The organism is Candidatus Zixiibacteriota bacterium, from assembly GCA_019038695.1.
GTDB lineage: Bacteria > Zixibacteria > MSB-5A5 > GN15 > FEB-12 > B120-G9.
The window spans coordinates 114659-132826 of sequence record JAHOYZ010000007.1; the positions used below are offsets into that span (position 1 = coordinate 114659).

The 18168-nt window shown below is 51.1% G+C and carries 12 protein-coding genes; 5 read left to right on the forward strand and 7 right to left on the reverse strand.

Annotated features, from left to right (window positions below):
• Positions 1-85: 85 nt before the first annotated feature.
• From KOO62_02500 to KOO62_02510, 3 genes are read left to right on the forward strand one after another with little or no spacing between them, the layout of a single operon-like run.
• Positions 86-1054 carry a hypothetical protein gene (locus KOO62_02500; GenBank protein ID MBU8932855.1) on the forward strand — a complete coding sequence of 323 codons (969 nt, stop codon included), beginning with the start codon at positions 86-88 and terminating at the stop codon, positions 1052-1054.
• Between the two features lie 41 nt (positions 1055-1095).
• Positions 1096-2913 (forward strand): PAS domain-containing protein, encoded by a 1818-nt coding sequence (locus KOO62_02505; protein MBU8932856.1) that lies wholly within the window; start codon positions 1096-1098, stop codon positions 2911-2913.
• Between the two features lie 39 nt (positions 2914-2952).
• Entirely contained in the window at positions 2953-3741 is a 789-nt protein-coding gene (locus KOO62_02510; protein MBU8932857.1) for a response regulator, read from the forward strand.
• 236 nt (positions 3742-3977) lie between these two features.
• Here KOO62_02510 and KOO62_02515 read toward each other — a convergent pair whose 3' ends face one another.
• Together KOO62_02515 and KOO62_02520 are read right to left on the reverse strand one after the other, a co-directional pair.
• The gene (locus tag KOO62_02515; GenBank protein ID MBU8932858.1) at positions 3978-4148 is read right to left on the reverse strand and encodes a hypothetical protein; all 171 of its coding nucleotides are present in this window, start codon (positions 4146-4148) and stop codon (positions 3978-3980) included.
• A 79-nt stretch (positions 4149-4227) separates the two neighbouring features.
• Positions 4228-4533: a metalloregulator ArsR/SmtB family transcription factor gene (locus KOO62_02520; GenBank protein MBU8932859.1), complete on the reverse strand. Its 306-nt coding sequence runs from the start codon at positions 4531-4533 to the stop codon at positions 4228-4230.
• 297 nt (positions 4534-4830) lie between these two features.
• On the opposite strand from KOO62_02520, the gene KOO62_02525 reads away from it, so the two are divergent.
• Positions 4831-8328: a S8 family serine peptidase gene (locus KOO62_02525; GenBank protein MBU8932860.1), complete on the forward strand. Its 3498-nt coding sequence runs from the start codon at positions 4831-4833 to the stop codon at positions 8326-8328.
• A gap of 115 nt (positions 8329-8443) precedes the next feature.
• Here the strand turns inward: KOO62_02525 and KOO62_02530 are convergent, their stop codons facing one another.
• On the reverse strand, positions 8444-8989 hold the full coding sequence (locus KOO62_02530) for an HNH endonuclease (protein MBU8932861.1): 546 nt from the start codon (positions 8987-8989) through the stop codon (positions 8444-8446).
• Between the two features lie 253 nt (positions 8990-9242).
• The gene (gene pta, locus KOO62_02535; GenBank protein MBU8932862.1) at positions 9243-11486 is read right to left on the reverse strand and encodes a phosphate acetyltransferase; all 2244 of its coding nucleotides are present in this window, start codon (positions 11484-11486) and stop codon (positions 9243-9245) included.
• A 250-nt stretch (positions 11487-11736) separates the two neighbouring features.
• On the opposite strand from pta, the gene KOO62_02540 reads away from it, so the two are divergent.
• Positions 11737-13578 (forward strand): TonB-dependent receptor, encoded by a 1842-nt coding sequence (locus KOO62_02540; GenBank protein ID MBU8932863.1) that lies wholly within the window; start codon positions 11737-11739, stop codon positions 13576-13578.
• Between the two features lie 14 nt (positions 13579-13592).
• On the opposite strand, the gene KOO62_02545 is transcribed toward KOO62_02540, so the two are convergent.
• From KOO62_02545 to KOO62_02555, 3 genes are read right to left on the reverse strand one after another with little or no spacing between them, the layout of a single operon-like run.
• A complete protein-coding gene (locus tag KOO62_02545) occupies positions 13593-15011 on the reverse strand; it encodes a sodium:solute symporter family protein (protein MBU8932864.1) in 1419 nt (472 codons plus the stop codon).
• 47 nt (positions 15012-15058) lie between these two features.
• Complete coding sequence (locus KOO62_02550; GenBank protein ID MBU8932865.1) at positions 15059-15778, reverse strand: rhomboid family intramembrane serine protease; 720 nt, start codon at positions 15776-15778, stop codon at positions 15059-15061.
• A 9-nt stretch (positions 15779-15787) separates the two neighbouring features.
• A complete protein-coding gene (locus KOO62_02555; GenBank protein MBU8932866.1) occupies positions 15788-18082 on the reverse strand; it encodes a M23 family metallopeptidase in 2295 nt (764 codons plus the stop codon).
• Positions 18083-18168: the final 86 nt, after the last annotated feature.

Here is an 18168-nt window from a genome sequence, read left to right on the forward strand (position 1 = left end):
CCGAGCCTGAAACCTTACGTTGGATAAGCAAATCAGATCAGCCCGAAACTGGTCGCGGCCGCATTGAGTGAGAGATAGCACGATAGTGGACACAAACGAACAAAGCAGGCTGGCCCAACGCATCACGGAACTTACCGGATGGGAAACCGGGAAGATCTCGCTTGTTACCGACACCTCCGACTGCATGCGCATCCAGCGCGGCGACATCGTACGCATTGAGGGAATTGATCTTCTAATCAAGGGCAACCGATACGAAACTCGTTTTGGTATTGAACATCAGCCCAAATATTGGGTCTTTGGAGCAATTGATATGAAAACCAACGAGCACAAGATCCTCAAGACTGTATTCTACGAAGAATTCAATGTCCATATTGGCGTTTTCAAAATTCATTGCTATCGAAGTCCCCAGAAAGAGGCTGATGTCCTACAACTGGTAAACGGCGACATGCGCTTCATGCAAGGCTATACGCTCTTTGACAGCAGCGGCAACAATGTGCGTGTCATCGATTTCATTCGTGGAAAAAGCCTTTTCAACCATGTCTATGAGCTTGATAATTCCCACGAACAATATTTCCACGAAGACCTTCCTTCCATCCTGCACAAACTCACGGATTGCCTTGAGGCTATCGCTCTTCTACACCAGCACGACACCTGCCATGGCGACATCCGTAATGATCACATCCTCATTGATTCCAGCACCGGTCAATATCGATGGATTGACTTCGACCTGAACCAGAACGTGGCTGATTTCGATGTCTGGTCAATCGGCAATATTATCAGCTACGCCGTTGGGAAAGGAATCAATTCCTTCGCCAATGTGCTTCGAAATAAAAAGTTCTCTGACGAAGTCAAAAGCAGCCTGACCGGCGACGACGCTTCGGCTTTCTACGAGTACCGCATTATGAACCTTAAGAAACTCTTCCCATATATTCCACCCAAGCTGGACAGAGTACTAAATCACTTTGTGGCTCATCCAACTGAGACCTACTCCAGCATGGAAAAGCTGATAGAAGACTATGTGGACATGCTTGAAACAGAATTCACCGGGAGCTAAGCGGGTGAAGCCGATGCATATGAGTCAGGAGAAGTGACGTTATGAGGACCGTAATTATCGGCGGCGGTCGGGGAGCACGCGCAATTATCAGACTGGCTACCAGCGACTACCTCAAAGAACTGGCTCTCGATATTGTATGTGTCATCGATCCCGACCCATCAGCGCCGGGAATGGTATATGCCCGCGAGAAGGAGATTAAAACTTCCGGACGCATGGATGACGGTATAGCGTTTCCCGGGTTGGAAATGATAATCGAGCTAACCGGACAGGATCAGGTGGTAAATGACATTCACAAGAAGATCCCCATCGGTGTTACTTTCATGGATCATACTTCCGCACGGCTGTTCTGGGATGTAGCCAATGCCCGGGAGGAGACGATCAGCCGCTTGGAGGAAATCACCGCCCTGGAAGAACGCATCGAATCGGAACGGTTGTTCCTTCAGAACCTGGTTGATAATATCCCCGACCTATTGGTCGTGTTCAACCGAGACCGTAAAGCCATCAAAGTCAACGCCAGTTTCTGTCGTTTTGTCGGCATATCGCCGATGGACGCAGTGGGATTGACCTGCGAGGAACTCTTAGTCAATACCGGCCTAGCCGAAAAATGTAGGGAGACAAACAACCTACTTGATGATGCCTACCACACCGGCCGCCCGCACACAATGATATGGAAAACCCAGGAACCAAATATGTCCTACTGGGAAGTATCGCGGGTTCCTATCCTCAATCGCAGTGGCAATATCGAAGCCGTCCTGGGAACCTGGCATCGCATTACCGAACGGGTGAAACTTCAGCATGAAATCGAAACAGCCGAACAGCGCTTCAGGGGCTTCATCGACTCCGCCCATGACTGGATTTCGATCAAGGACCATCAGGGTCGTTACGTAATCGTCAACCCGGTGTGCGCCAAAGCGCTAAATCACTCGCCTGAAGAATTTGTCGGTAAGACCCCCGAAGACCTATTGACGCCGGAACTGGCTGACGATATCCGCCGTCGTGACGCCAGAGTACTTCGCACCAACAAACACCAGACCTATGATGAAGTTTTCCAGGTCGATGGCAAGGAACACTATTTCCAGACCCTGCGGTTTCCTCTTCAGGACTACAAAGGAACTACAATTGGCGTTTGTACTATTTCGCGGGATGTGTCTTCGGAGAAAGACTTGCAGACCCAATTGGCTCAATCGGCAAAACTGGCCGCAGTGGGTCAACTGGCCGCCGGAGTCGCCCACGAAATCAACAATCCCCTGACCGGTGTGCTGGCCTTTGCGGAAGATCTGGTGGACGAACTGGACAAGTCCAGTCCCCATCAGGAGTCCCTGAAAGTCATTGTCAGAGAAACTCTGCGCTGTCGTGACATCGTGAGGAACCTGCTTGACTTTGCCCGCCAGGAAACGCCTAAACTGGAATTGATCGAACTGAACCGGATTGTGGACCAGTCCCTGACATTGGTGGAACGGCTTCCGCAATTTCGGGACATCGCGATCGACCGCCAACTGGATCCTTCTGTACCGAGGGTAAACTGTGATCTCTACCAACTTCAGCAAGTGGTGCTGAACCTGATGCTCAACGCTCAGGATGCCATGAAGGGTAAAGGAAACATCAAACTGTCCACAACCTATGATCGACTGCGCGACAAGTGCTTGATTTCCGTTGAGGACGACGGACCCGGGATTCCGGAAAACCTGATTGACAAACTATTCGAACCTTTCTTTTCTACCAAGGGAACCTCCGGTCTGGGATTGGCCGTTAGTTGGGGAATTGTGGAACGCCACCACGGAGTGATTGAAGTGGATATGGCTGACAGCGGTGGAGCGATTTTTAGAATCGTTCTACCGGCAGCATCAGACTTGGAATGATGTCTCTACGATGGCGGTAGAACCGCCGGGAGTTGAGTGATGGATAGAAAACTGAATGTTCTGGTCGTGGATGATGAGCAAATCGTGCTGGACAGCGTTCGCAAACACCTCGGCAAGGAGGATTATGTCATTCACACGGCGCTGGCCGCAGACAAGGCACTGGAGTTGGTCAGACAGGGCGAGATCGACATTGTTCTGACTGACCTCATGATGCCGGAGATCGACGGTCTGGAGTTCATGCGCCTGGTCAAAGTCGACTTCCCGCACCTGCCGGTGATCATGATCACCGGCTACGCCACTATCAACACTGCCCTCCAGGCAACGCAACTGGGAGCTTTTGACTATGTGGCCAAACCATTTACCCGTAAGGAACTTCAGGGCGTTGTCCGACGGGCTGCCGAAATGGCCAGCCCCCCCGACTCAGCCCAGCGTGGACAAATCACAGGCGAAAGGTCAGATACCGATTCCCACGAGCGAATTCAGGAATTCAAATCCGTGGGCGACAATGCCTGGCTGATGCTACGAGATGACGGCATAGTCGTGTTTGGTGTCGAGCACTCTTTCCTCCAGACTATCGGAACTGTCCAGAATATCTATCTCCCATCGATCGGAGACAAGTTACGCCAGGGTGGCACTTATTTGCAGATCATGTCGACGGACATGCGTTCACATTCACTGGTCTCACCGTTGTCGGGAACCGTCGTGGAGGTCAACCAGAAAGTAATTGATGATCCCCAATCAGCTCTACAGGACCCTTTTGGTGAGGGCTGGCTGATTCGTCTACAACCCTCACGATTCGATCTTGAGATTAAGGAATTGGGACTGTAGTAGAGGTAGGCCAGAATCCTCGATAACGCGACATATGGTCGGCACCCGAGGTTTGCTCCTCGGATGCCATTCATTTCGCATCATGTCCAAATGGGCAGTTTAGGGTCGTGTCCAGGACAGGCCTTTACAGCCGGAGCCACAGTGGGCCACGCGGGGAATCGAAAAACGTGTCACATCATCCTCCTTGATTAGAGTTACTAGCTCAACCAGCGATTAGCATAAAGGAAACTGGTCACTTACTTCTTCTCCTTGGTAGGTTCACAGCACGAGGTGGCCGAGGACTGGTCTTTAGACTCCTGAGGGGAGCATCCACAAAGGCAGAGTCCCTTGAGATCCTTACCATTCACGTCAATCCGGTAACCGTCGTCGGTCTCTGTCACTTTGATACGTCCGAGTTCTTTTTCCATAAATCACCTCCAGGTTAAAGTTGTTATATCCTTATATGTACATATCTACATATATGTTTCCAAAAAAACACATCGAAGGCTATTTTTTTTTGCTTTTCTTTGCTTTCGGGACCACAATCTCAAGACAATTGCAGAAACCAGAGCAACAAGACCGTATTGCATCCTTGTTTAGGCTGTAGAAGACCTTCTGCCCCTCGCGTCGATCGACTACTATCCCGGAGTCTCTCATCAGAGCCAGGTGCCGGCTGATCGTAGGCTGGGCTAGGCCGATCTGGATGGTAATTTCCCCTACGGTCATCTCGCGAGAGGTCAACGCCTGCAGTATACGCAGACGCGAGGGATCACCAAAAGCCTTGAAATACCTACTGAACTGCTTCTCATCCATCGTTTTATCTTCCAACTTTGCGCAACTAGCCAACATCGCTGGTATACAATATATATAAGCAACTTCATTGATCCGGGCAAGCACTCCCTACCCCAACAGCCCCTTCATTACGAATCACTTGTTCAAAACCAACTTCGGCATTATCATGAGAAAGGATACTGCGGGTCATGCACTTGGTGTCGGGCGTCCTCAATTCAGGTACTGCCAAACAAACAATTGCTGACCGTAGTTCGTTCCTCTAAGAAAGACGACAACTGTCGCTGACAAGAGATACGCTATCAATGCTGGAGAGATGAAATGAATCTGACCCGTTCGACCGTTCTTGTTATTGCTTCCATGCTGCTCCTAACTATGTCGGCTTGGCCGGGAGAACTATCGCCCCAACTGCGACAACAGATCGCTGCCAAGGCCAATATCGAATTGATTCCGGTGTGGATAGGCCTTCCTCGGACCAAGCGAATCGCTGGCTTGAAAACTGAAGTTCTGGAACTGGCTAGTTCTCACCGTGGTCGTTATCAAGCAGCCATGAACCTCCTGAAGGAAGAACACGTAACGCGACAGGCCAGCCTTCTCGCCCACCTTGAACAACTCAAATCGCAGGGCAGGGCCACAAATATCAAATCGCACTGGATAACGAACATCATCGAGGTCAAACTGGCCGTGGGCGATTTGGAGGTCCTTGCCGCCCGAGGCGATATTGAAATGATCTACGCTGTACCTTCGGTGAACCTGATACCGCCCGAGAAAACAGACCCGGCTCAGTCTATGTCGACAGCAGGAGTTGAAACCAATCTATCGTTTATTAATGCCGACGCTGCCTGGGCGGCTGGCTACACCGGTGCGGGGCGTGTAATCTGCTCGTTTGACACGGGCGTCGACGGCCACCATCCAGCCCTCGTGAACAACTGGAAAGGCCACGACGGTGACTCAGCGGCGGCCTGGTTCGACCCTCAAGACCAACAGCCGTTTCCTCATATTCTCACGGGAAAGTATCCAAGTCACGGCACACACGTTATGGGCATCCTTGTTGGTCATGATGATGCAACCGGTGATACTATTGGAGTTGCTCCGGACGCCGAATGGATTTCGGCCGCAGTTATCAATATCTCAGGAGCCTCTATCATCGACGCCTTTGAATGGGCGGCTGATCCCGACGGCGACCCAAACTCGATAGACGACCTCCCCGACGTCATAAATCATAGTTGGGGAGTTAAGGATATTGACTGTCAGAGTATCTTCTTTGACATGATCGACAATCTTGAAGCTTTGGGAATTGTTAACATATTTGGAGCCGGTAACGAAAGTGCCGTTTCATCTATTCGTAACCCGGCCAACCGCGCCCTTGATTCGCTTGATTGTTTCGCGGTCGGAAACGTACGGCCCGAATTGCCGCTGACTATCGATCCCAGTTCATCGCGTGGTCCCTCAGACTGCAACGGTGCCATCAAACCCAACGTTGTGGCCCCCGGTTACACCATACGGTCATCAATACCATACGGTAACTACTCTCCCATGACCGGGACTTCAATGTCCACCCCCCATGTGTCTGGACTGGTGGCACTGCTTCGACAGAAGAACCCCAATGCTACGGTGGATGAGATCAAAAAGGCAATCCTGACTACCGCCGCTGATCACGGGCACAACCTCCCCGACAATAACTATGGCTGGGGGTTGATCGACTGCATGGCAGCGCTGAATGCTCTGTCGGCGGTCAACGCGGCTCCCAATGTTCGAATCTATACTTTCGATCATGACCCCATTGAACCGGGAGATACGGTCGAGGGAACGGTGGTGATGCAAAACCTGGGAGCTTCCGTGTCCAATGTCTCGGCGACAATAACCGGCTCCTACCCGTCGCTGACACCAATCAACGGCAGTGCCTATTTTGGCAGTATAAATGAAGGCGACACACTACGCTCGAACGATACAATCCGTGTAGTCGTTTCCGACACAGTTACTCCCGGCAGCGTCCTGTCCCTCGACTTCTTGATTACTGGTGATGGCTACTCGCAACCAGCCAAGCTGTTTTTTTTGGTCGAATCGAAGCTCCAACGTTCAATCGCCACTCACGATATTGGCCGCATTACATATAGCGTTACCAACTTTGGCACCTATGGACTCGGGGATCATTCCTTCTTCCCCGGAGGCGGGCTTGGATTTCAACTGGACAACACCGGAAATGACCTATGGGAGAGTGGCCTGATCATTGGAAGCAGTGCCGCCAACATCTCGGATGGTGTTCGAAATCCTGCTGGTGAACCGGACGGCGATTTCAAAGTTCTCCCAGGGGGGAACATACAGCTACTTCAGCCGGGCAATGATGCTTCCCAGGAGACATACTCGATTTTCGATGATTCCCGCGCGGAAGCCCCGCTGGGTCTAAAAGTGATCCAGCAGTCTTATGCTTATGATACTCCTCCTAACGACGTTTTCATAATCATGCGTTACATCATTAGTAACGAGAACTCCTATCCGCTTAGCGGTATTCGACTTGGCCTGTATTCTGACTGGGATGTCCTCGTCTTTACTAACAACGCTGGGGGCTGGGACAGCGACAACAGCATTCTCTGGACTGCTTACAATAATGGGTCTACGATTAACAACTACCGGGGTATGACCGTAATCGATGGTCAGGTGACAACCGGTCTCACAGCGTCAGGGTCTCTGATTACTTGGGATAATTTTGGTGACGGATTCACTGAAGACGAAAAATACGTCGCCTTGTCGGACGGGTTCGCATCCGCATCAACATATGTCGATTCATCCATTGATCTATTGCAGTTGATTGCAGTGGGACCAAAACTATTCACAGCCGGTTCCGTTGACACAGTGGCTTTTGCCATTGTGGCCGGAGCCTCCCAAAGCGATCTTGTTGTAGCGGCAGCCGACGCGACCTGGTGCTACGATTCACTAATTAACAACCCAACACCTGATGCTCCCGTAATATCTAACATTCCTGATCAGACCATCACCGAAGGCGGCAGCTTCGCTACTATTTCTCTTGATGACTATGTATTTGACATAAACAATACCGACGCCGAGATGACTTGGAGTTACAGCGGTAACGTTGAGTTATTGGTCGATATAACTGCCCGCGTCGCGACTATCACGGCTCCGGCTGACTGGAACGGGACCGAAATGATTACGTTCAGGGCTACCGATCCGGTTAACCTGTATGACGAGGATGTAGCGTCCTTTACGGTCTTGGCTGATGGCCCGAATCTGATCTGTTCCCCAGGTTCTCTGGAATTTAGCGCAGATAGAGGTAAAGACGGTCCGTCGGCGAAGATTCTCAACCTGACAACATCCGACAATTCTTCCGTATCATGGTCGGCCAGTAAGGACTCAAGTTGGCTGAGCATCTCGCCCACGTCTGGTGGTACACCTCAGGAAATAAGTGTGAGCATCACGGATACTGATCTTCCACTAACAGTTTATCACGATACTATTACAATTACATCCACCGAAATAGCGAACAGCCCTCTTAGTATTCCCATCATTCTCACCATAAATGCGCCGGCGTGGGCTCTTGACCAGAACTACCCCAACCCATTTAACCCATCGACTTCTATCCGGTACAGTCTATATAAGCGCTGTCAAGTGACGATTGACGTCTATAATATCCTCGGCCAACGCGTTACCACTCTGGTGGACAAAGTACAATCTGCGAGCACGTATGAGATACAATGGGACGGAACTGATTTCGCAGGCAAAAAAGTGGCAACCGGTCTCTACTTCTATCGATTGAAGGCCGGCGGTCACGTTGAGGCGAAGAAGATGCTGTTGATCAAGTAGTGGAAATTGGTAGATGATCCTGCTCAGACGGGATAGTGTAAATCGTCAGAAACATAGCCGTCATGACGCTCCTGGTGATGTAGTATGAACCTTGGAACCGTAGTGCGCTATCGCATCATGTCGTAGCGTAACGTCCACATGAAGGATCAAGGAAGAGATAAGGTTTCCATCGATCCTGAACACCGTAGTGGCGGTGAATAAAAGTAATATAGCTGGGGCGAAACGGCTTGCGCCGTAATTTCATGCCAGCCTGTTCCGGAGTCCGGTCCCCTTTCTTGTTGTTGCATCGAGTGCACGCACAAACCAGATTCGTCCATGTCGCCAGACCGTTCTTCATTTTCGGAATAACGTGATCAACAGTCATTGGTCCTCGTCGGGAGCCACAATACTGACAGAGATTATCATCACGCATGATGATATTGCGACGCGTCAGCATGATTTGCTTATATGGAACCTTACGATATTGCCATAACCGTACAACCGAGGGTAGCGCGTATGACCTGCTGACCGTTCGCACCTTCAAACCGTCAGCCGTTTCCAACATCTCGGCCTTACCCGCAAACATAAGTACAAAGGCACGCCGAGCGGAGCAGACCGTCAGCGGCTCGTAGTTCTGATTCAAAAGCAGAACCCGTCGATTGACCAGCGGTGTCGTATACATGCCATAACCTCAACAATGACACTCGTCGATCGGAATCCACATGCCTTGTGGTCCTCGTCAGCAGGTGGGAACTGCAAGCGACGAGTGGTACCATTAGAGTGGAAAATAGCTGCTTCGACGGCTGTGTCAATTGATTTTTCGAGAACGTCTTAATCGATACGGCCTGTCAATGACATTCCACAACAATAAAATTACCTGACAAAAAACAGGCCGGGGGTTAATCCGGCCTGCTAAAAGACTATTGTGAGTCGGATCAGCTATTGGCATCGACAACGGCAATGGCCGTCATATCGACGATCTCACTCACACTCAAGGTACGGTGCAACACGTGCACCGGCTTGGACAAGCCGTTGAGGATCGGCCCAATGGCTTCCAGACCGCCCATACGCTGCGCCAGTTTGTAGGCGATATTTCCGGAGTTGAGATCGGGAAACACAAACACATTAGCCTTTTCTTTCAACAGTGAGAAAGGAAAATGTTTCTCCATGAACTCGGGCATCAAGGCCGTATCAGCCTGCATCTCACCCTCAACAATCAGGTCCGGGTACTTTTCTTTGAGCATTGCAGTCGCCCTGGCCACCTTCTTCGATTCGGGATAGGGGGCCGAACCAAAATTGGAGAACGAGAGCATTGCAATTCGCGGCTTAATATTGAGGCCCTTACATACACGAACGGCGCCTTCGGCGATCTCTACCAGTTGCTCTGCCGTCGGGTTGATATTAACCGTCGTATCGGCAAACAGGTACACCTGATCCTTATCAAGCATGACAAACAGACCCGATACACGGGTGACGCCTGGTTTGAGATCGATTATTTCCAGTGCCGCTCGGATAGTCGTGGGGTAGTCGGTGATTACACCCGCAAGGACAGCATCGCAGTCACCGTTTTCAAGCATCATAACGCCGAACTTGGTCGGGCTATTCATGGCATTCTCAGCCTTGCTCCGGGTGACACCACGTCGTTTACGCTTCTCGTAGTACATTTCAGCGTACTCGTCTCGCTTGGACGATGCGGAGGGATCTATGATCTCAATGCCGTTCAATTTGATGTCATGCTCCGCCGCCAAAACCTTGATAGCCTTGGGATTCCCCAGCACAACCGGCTGAGCCAGTCCCCCCTCGACAACTTGGTGAGCAGCGCGGAGAATACGGCTGGAATGACCTTCAGGATATACGACCTTGCGTGGAGTACGACGTGCTTTTTCGCTGACAACCCGCATGATTGTCCGGCCGTGTCCAATACGCTGGGCCAGCTCTTCTTTGTACTGATCGATATCAACTGGATGTTTTGCAACGCCAGTATCCATTGCCGCCTGAGCGATAGCCGAAGCTTCCCACACAAGAATGCGAGGATCAAACGGTTTAGGAATCAGATACTCTCTTCCAAATTTAAAATGGCTTCCACCATAAGCTTCTGCCACGACATCAGGGACCTCTTCCTTGGCCAATCCTGCCAGAGCTTTGACGGCTGCAATCTTCATCTCTTCGTTAATGGCGGTGGCAGCAACATCAAGTGCCCCACGGAAGATGAACGGGAACCCCAACACATTATTGACCTGGTTGGGATAGTCGCTCCGACCGGTAGCCATAATTACATCTTTACGAGCCGCAAGGGCTTCGGGATAAGTAATCTCCGGATCAGGATTAGCCATTGCAAATACAATCGGATCCTTGGCCATGGATCGAACCATATCCTTAGTCACCAGATCCTTGATCGACACGCCGACAAACACATCAGAATCCTTCATGGCATCAGCCAGAGTACGGCAATCTGTCTTGCGAACGAACTCTTGTTTGTACTTGTTGAATGTGTCTCCACGCCCTTCGTACATGACACCCTTGGAATCGACCATCAGCAGGTTTTCTTTTTTCACTCCCAGGGACACATACAACTTGGCACACGCAATACCGGCCGCGCCGGCTCCAGAGTATACAACTCTGATTTTACTGATGTCCTTACCAACAATCTCGAGCGCATTCAGTAAAGCGGCCGCCGAAATAATCGCCGTTCCATGCTGGTCATCGTGGAAAACCGGGATGTTCATAGTCTTCTTGAGGGTCTCTTCAATGTAGAAGCACTCCGGACCTTTGATATCTTCGAGATTGATACCACCGAAGGTAGGCTCCAGCAATTGACAACACTTGATTATCTCGTCCGGATCCTGGGTATCCACCTCGATATCGAATACATCAATATCAGCGAATCTCTTGAACAGAATCCCTTTGCCCTCCATAACCGGCTTGCCTGCGGCAGGACCAATATTGCCCAGTCCCAGTACAGCGGAGCCGTTGGAAACAACTGCGACTAAGTTCCCCTTGGCTGTGTACTTGTACACATCTTCTGGATTTCGGTGAATCTCCATACACGGATCGGCTACACCGGGGGTGTAGGCCAATGACAGATCACGTTCCTTTCGACACGGCTTGGTCGAAACAACTTCTATCTTGCCTGGTCGACCATGACTGTGATAATCGAGGGCTTCCTGTTTGGTAACCATTGCGGTCCCACTCCTTAATATCGTCGGCCTGCGGCCAACGTTGGTTTTTAGCTGCCCGAATATATCGGCCGCGAAGAGGCGGTCAAGTAGTTTCTGAGATCAAATCGCACTGGGATTGACGGGAATAAAAGCCACTCCAGCAAGTGCTTGACATACTGATCGTCGCAGCTTAGCATTGCTGCCACAAAGTTGACTTACCGCCATCCTTGATCCTTTGGCATTGAGAGGAATTATGAGATTCTTTATCCAAATGGCCCGAAAATGGATCTGCACCTTGGCTTTAGGCATTACTATTACGACTATTTCTCCCTCAACTCAGTCGCAAGACATCAATCCCGTATATGAACTGAAGGATATCATTGTAGTCACTGGTGCCATATCACCGGTGAAGTTCTCCGAGTTACCCCGCAGCATTGAAGTGATCGGGCCGGACCAGATAGCCCAGTCCCCCGCCATTACCGTGGCAGAGTTGTTAGCCCAGGTTCCCGGGGTCGATGTCCGTCGGCGAGGGGCTAACGGGGTTCAGGCGGATATCAGTATCCGGGGAGGAACTTTCGAACAAACGCTGGTGATGATCGACGGCGTACCACTCAGTGATCCACAGACCGGGCACCACAATCTTGATCTACCCTTGAACCTCAATGACATCAAGCAAATAGAGGTCCTTAAAGGACCCGGTTCCCGACTGTTCGGCCCCGGCGCCATGGGCGGAGCTATCAATATCATTACTCGCCAGCCTCAGGAGACAGCCGTCAGGCTCAAGACAATCGCTGGAAATCATGGTCTTTTTGATCACTCCCTGGCCGTTTCGATGATAAAGGGCAAGACGCAACATCGCCTGTCGCTGGGTCGTCGGGCTTGCGAGGGTCATGTAGAAGGTGCGGAGTTTGATGTCTCGATTTTTTCATACGGCATATCTTTTCCCGTGGGAGATGCAGCGGCTCGTTTTGACGCCCGGTATACTGACAAAGAGTTTGGAGCCTACCGATTCTACAGCGACCGCTTTCCCGACGAATGGGAAGCAACTTCATCGCTGCTTCTTTCTGGAGGAGTTAATTATGAGTATGGTAAGGCCGTAGTATCCACCCGTGCCTTCTGGCGACGGCATGACGACGAGTTCATCCTCGACCGCAACCGTCCCCAATGGTATTGTAACCAGCATACAACCGATGTCTTCGGAGGCGAAGCACGTTCTTATCTGACGACAGAATGGGGTGTAACATCCCTCGCCGTCGAAATATCAGCAGAAGAAATTGAGAGCTCCTCGCTTGGTGACCATCGTCGATCCCGCACCGGCCTGTTTCTCGAACACCGCTTCACTCCCATAACCAATGTTTCTGTGGTTCCCGGAGCTACCGTCTATCACTATGAGGATTGGGGATGGAGAATGTGGCCCGGTGTTGACATCGGATACCGTCCCACTGAAACCACCAATTTGTTTTTCACCGTTGGGAAATCCTTTCGTGTCCCCACCTATACCGACCTATACTATGAGAGCCCGGCCAATATGGGCAACCCCGATTTGGAGCCGGAGGAAGCATGGACGTACGAGATCGGGGGACGGTGGTCGCATCCGGGGTTACTGTTCAACGCTGCTGTTTTTGTCCGCAACGGACAGAACCTTATCGATTGGTCCCGCCTCAACTCTGAGGACGACTGGCAAGCACATAACGTTTCCGAGGTCACTACCCGCGGGATGGAGATTGGCGTTGTTGCCGACCCAACGAAACTCTGGGGTGGTCGAGTCTTTTCCAAGCTGCACCTGAGCTATACCTATCTCGACGCCGATTATTCCAGCCGGGATTATGAATCCAAGTATGTCCATGATCATCTTCAGCATCAGCTGATCCTGAGGACCCAATCGAACCTGACCAGCATTTTTCATTTGTCGTCAACCGTTCGCTATCTGCGCCGCTTTGAACATGACGGAAGCATTGTGGTCGATACTAGGCTCAGGTTGCGTATGGAAGATGTGGAATTTATGGCCGAGATTGATAATCTGTTCGATGCCGACTACACAGAGATTGGTACCGTACCCATGCCCGGCCGTTGGCTGCGAGTGGGGTTAAGCCTGAACACGGATGGGCTGTGACCGATACAGAGCGATCAGTGGCGACGGGATAACCGACTGACTGTTATCAACACAAAAGCGGAAAGAAACAGCGGCAGGATACTCAACGCTTTCGGCCCCAGAATCGTAGCGAGAATCTCCATTCCACTTTCAGTCAGAAGTGCTTTAATGGCAATCCCGTCATTAACTTTGCCCAGAATTGCAGATGCTCCCCCTGCAGTTACGGCCCAGAAACCGGCCGAGCTGGTTATTCCGAGACGCTTCCGCCAGAAACTTGCCAGAGTGGGCACGGCCAGACCGCCTACAAAAATGGTGTAGCCAAGCAGCAGCGATGGAATGATACCGCGCTGCATCAGGGCGATCCCTCCAGCCACCAGTCCAAGCCCTATCACCGCGGCACGGGTGATGTACAACTGTCTCTCTGCTGACTTCTTCGAAGCCGGATCAACGACGTTTCGAGAGAATATCGTCGCGGCTGAGATCAGACAACTATCAGCCGATGACATTATGGCCGCCAGAAATCCAGCCGCTACCAGCCCACGCAAACCGGATGGCATCAGGGTTTGCAGAGCATGTGGAAGCGCATCCTCGGCAGGAAGCAACGGAAATCTGGTCGCGATGAGGACCCCAAGAAAGGCCAGCAACAGCGCCAGGGGCACCACCACCCCCGCTGCCAACAGGGTTGCTCGTCGTGCTGCCTTATCGCTGCGGGCGCTCAGAACCCGTGAGTAGATGTCGGGTCCGGTCAAATATGGAAGTCCTACGATTAGCGGGTAGAAAACCAATAGCTCGTACCAACCGAATTTCTCCGACACCGGAAAGTCCAGCGCACCTGCGGGCAAGGAAGCCCACGATAGCGCCTGTTGGTCACCCCCGAACAGCAGAAACGAGAGCAACAGGAAAACACTGCCGATCAAGAGACCAAACTGCCACCGGTCAGTTTTGATAACCGACAACTGCCCCCCCAGAAAAGTATAACATATGCACACAACCGCGACTGCTATCAGAGTCCATTGAAACTCGACACCGAACAGAACGGCGATGATCCGGCCTCCAGCGACAAACTGGGCCGCCACCACACCACACCAGGCCACTGCGATCACAACTCCGCCGATGAGGGCAACTCGTGGACCATACGCATTGCGTAGAATGTCGGGTAGTGTGACGACCCTTTGTGTGCGGACTCGGGCCGCCAGAAACAGGCCAAGGGGTATCAAAGCCAGACCACCCATCATGGCCCACCAGGCACCGGTCAAACCCTGAGTGTAACCCAGACCAACAATACCGATCGTTGATGAGGCACCAAAAATGGTAGCCACGAGTGAGGTAGTAATACGGTTCGTTCCGTATTTACGTCCAGCTAACCAATACGAGTCAGGCGTCTGCCTGCGAACACGCCAACCGACAAACAGCATAACCACGAAGTAAGCTGAGATTACTATCAGGTCAAACATAGAGGAACATAATCATATGTTGGAGAAGATGAAATGCGAAAAGCCATCTACCGCCAACGCACCCGGTACGAACGTCGTCCTTTTGTGACCGAACGGACCCTTCTTTTGCCCCGCGTCAGGAGCCACAGCAGAATCAATCCGAACAGGAAACCACCGACATGGGCGAGATATGCTACCCCACCCCCTGTGCTCGACCCCGCTAGAGACATCAGTAGTTGATAGCCAAACCAGAACCCCAGAACGACTTTGGCCGGCAGGGTCATAAACTGAATGAAGAAGAACACTACCAAGCAGGTGATTCTGGCTCGTGGATGCAATACCATATATGCGCCCATCAAACCGGCTACTGCTCCCGAAGCTCCCACCAGAGGAATCTGTGAGTTCGGACCAAACAAAGTATAAAGGCCAATCGCGGCCAAGCCTGAAATAAGATAGAAAAGAATGAACTTGATGCGGCCAAAATAGTCTTCGACGTTGTTCCCGTAGATCCACAGGAAGAGCATGTTACCAATCAGGTGCATCCATCCACCGTGCATGAACATCGACGAAAATGCTGTGAAGTAGGCCGAAGATGACAGCTCTGGCGTCAACTCGACCGCATGTACCAGTTCATACGGTATGTATCCATATTGATAAACAAAGAGGTTGAATCCCTTTGCTCCAAGCAATTGAGAGTACAGAAATATCGCGCTGTTGACCACGATCAGGGCTACTGTAAGATAGGGCTTTCGCACCGTGGGTATGTCATCGCGGATCGGGAAAAACATGCCTCACTCCTACTTGCCGTGCGAACGCCCGGATTTCTTGATGTAAAAATTGAAGTACTTTTCAAACAGGTTACCAGCGCGATCAGTCACCATCAGTCCAAAATGGTGACGCCCCGGCTCCAGTGGTTCCAGCGGTCGGGCAGAGCAACGACCCGATTCGGGATCATACTCGGGAATCAGCCATTGACCATCTATTTCGATCCTGATGTCACTATCGTCGCCTATGCCGGAGAGAGTATCCTCGATGAAAAAACTGACCGGTGGGCGGACATCGTGGTATTTCCCGCCATCCATAAGGGATAATCGTTTTATAGTCGGTGGATCGTAGTCAATAACGGACACAAACGAACCACCCCCCCTCGAGGCGGCGCTGAGAGTAGTTCCTTCGAGTACATTATCTAACCAGACCCAGCGATCTTCCTGTTCGTCCAGCCAGCATAGACCACTCTGTTGATTGGTCTTGCCTTTCCGGGGGATACGGTAACTGATTTCAAAATCCTTGCGACAGACGAATGCCTTCGGAAGAATCTGATAGTGATCGGAACTAACACGCATGGCGGTCTTATTGAGCACCGGGGTCCACTTCAGTTCAACAAAGGTCGGCTTATAGAAATAGTCCACTCCAGCTCTAAGATGGAAGAGCTTATTGATGGCGACTTCTTCTTCCGGCTCAAGCCCCAGCACGACGATATTGAGCGAATCGGATGGTATCATAAAATAGGCAGAGTCGTGAGAGGTGGCCGCTTCGATCCGGTCAATCCGGGCATATTGTTTAATGGGTGGAATCAAACAAGCATGCTTGGTCATATCGATGTAATTCGGATACTCGGTGCCAAGCAGACTATCGCGCCAGTATAGGTCAATGCGCGAATCGGCACCTTTGGCGTTGATAATACCAAGAGTCACCAGCAAACCATCCTCGATAATCTCATGTTTGATCCTGAGCTTCTTACTCCCATGTTTGCGCAGGCCGTTGAACAGATTGTCTTGAATAATCACTCCAGAAGAAGTGTAAAGAAACATCCGCAGCACTGCCCTCGCGAATTTGAAGCCGCGTACTTTACAGATCAGTTTGCCGTCACCGATCTCTATCATCTCGACATCCGGCGACTGTCCCCACGCCTTACCACGATTAAGCAGAGCGATCGCAGAATCTATCGAAAACGCCTCGAATCCGGCTATCGGAGACAAGTAGAACAGAGTTGTGTCTTTGGCTACGCTAACCGTCGAGTCGAGGTCATAGATATGTTCGTGTGGCCCCCATAAGAACCGGAACTTTAGTTCGGATTGATTTCCTGAGGCATCTTCGGCTACTATTCGCCCCTCGTGTAACCCATAGCGTTCGCTGCCTTCCAATCCAAACCGCCCCTCGGAAGTACCCTTTCCCCGCCCTCCAGCAAAGACATTACCTGTCTTCTTGTAGAGGCTTCGAACATGTTTGCGCTTATCGACTGCCGCCAGATAATCGTACTCAAGGCTGACAGTGTGATTGGTTTTAAAATCCACCGAATCGAACTTCACCTGATAGTGCAGATCATCGTCAATATATAATGACAGCTTATAAACGGAGTGTTTCATTCCACCCGGTCGTCCGCGGTCAAAACACTCCACAAACAAGCCAAACGGTCGGTTCAGATAGAAAGGCATATCAACAAAATAGTGATCCTCTTTCCCTGTCCGCACTACGTCAACCTGCAGTTTGCGCTCGCCATTCGGTAGAAGAGACCGGTCATCCACAAGGGCAACACCCAATCGTGTGAACGTCGGACCGATCTTGTCATGAACTTTGAAACCTGATTTCAGAGGATTGAGAGGCGTATCATCCTGCCGTTTCTCAAAGTGAAGATGTGGCGCCCCGCTACCAGTTTTCCCCGTAAACGCGATTAGCTCTCCCTTTTTCACGGGTAACGAATCCTCAGGGAAATACAGATCCTGGTAATACTTCTCCGACTCAATTTGAGCTGCTTTCAACTCCCTGTCCACCGGAGCGGAGAACTGCGACAGGTGTCCGAAAACATACGTGTAACCGTCGTCACAACGTATGTACAGCGCCTTCCCATAGCCCTCGTATGAGGTTCTGACACGCCATACATAGCCACTCTCCGGGGCAAAAACCTGCTTGCCGATCTTGCCGCCGGTGCGCAAATCCAACCCAAAATGAAAGTGCCCGTCTCGATAATCGCCGAAGCCGCTGGAAAGATCAATATCGCCCTTCAAAGGCCATTCTTGCACGGCCTTAGCGCCCCCAGTCAGGAAAAGTAGTAAAGCTAACAAACTCAGTAGTTTAGTCGATATACTCAGCATAACAGTGCAATCCTTCCTCAGTAGTGTTTGGCGGTCAAAGGCAATCTATTGTTCAGCGAACACTAATGACAGTATTTTTGTACAAA

What these genes read in the sequence shown, in the direction of transcription:
- KOO62_02505 (MBU8932856.1), top strand. Translation starts at nt 1,096, where the DNA reads ATGAGGACCGTAATTATCGGCGGCGGTCGGGGAGCACGCGCAATTATC.
- KOO62_02510 (MBU8932857.1), top strand. Translation starts at nt 2,953, where the DNA reads ATGGATAGAAAACTGAATGTTCTGGTCGTGGATGATGAGCAAATCGTG.
- KOO62_02515 (MBU8932858.1), bottom strand. Translation starts at nt 4,148, where the DNA reads ATGGAAAAAGAACTCGGACGTATCAAAGTGACAGAGACCGACGACGGT.
- KOO62_02520 (MBU8932859.1), bottom strand. Translation starts at nt 4,533, where the DNA reads ATGGATGAGAAGCAGTTCAGTAGGTATTTCAAGGCTTTTGGTGATCCC.
- KOO62_02525 (MBU8932860.1), top strand. Translation starts at nt 4,831, where the DNA reads ATGAATCTGACCCGTTCGACCGTTCTTGTTATTGCTTCCATGCTGCTC.
- KOO62_02530 (MBU8932861.1), bottom strand. Translation starts at nt 8,989, where the DNA reads ATGTATACGACACCGCTGGTCAATCGACGGGTTCTGCTTTTGAATCAG.
- pta (MBU8932862.1), bottom strand. Translation starts at nt 11,486, where the DNA reads ATGGTTACCAAACAGGAAGCCCTCGATTATCACAGTCATGGTCGACCA.
- KOO62_02540 (MBU8932863.1), top strand. Translation starts at nt 11,737, where the DNA reads ATGGCCCGAAAATGGATCTGCACCTTGGCTTTAGGCATTACTATTACG.
- KOO62_02545 (MBU8932864.1), bottom strand. Translation starts at nt 15,011, where the DNA reads ATGTTTGACCTGATAGTAATCTCAGCTTACTTCGTGGTTATGCTGTTT.
- KOO62_02550 (MBU8932865.1), bottom strand. Translation starts at nt 15,778, where the DNA reads ATGTTTTTCCCGATCCGCGATGACATACCCACGGTGCGAAAGCCCTAT.
- KOO62_02555 (MBU8932866.1), bottom strand. Translation starts at nt 18,082, where the DNA reads ATGCTGAGTATATCGACTAAACTACTGAGTTTGTTAGCTTTACTACTT.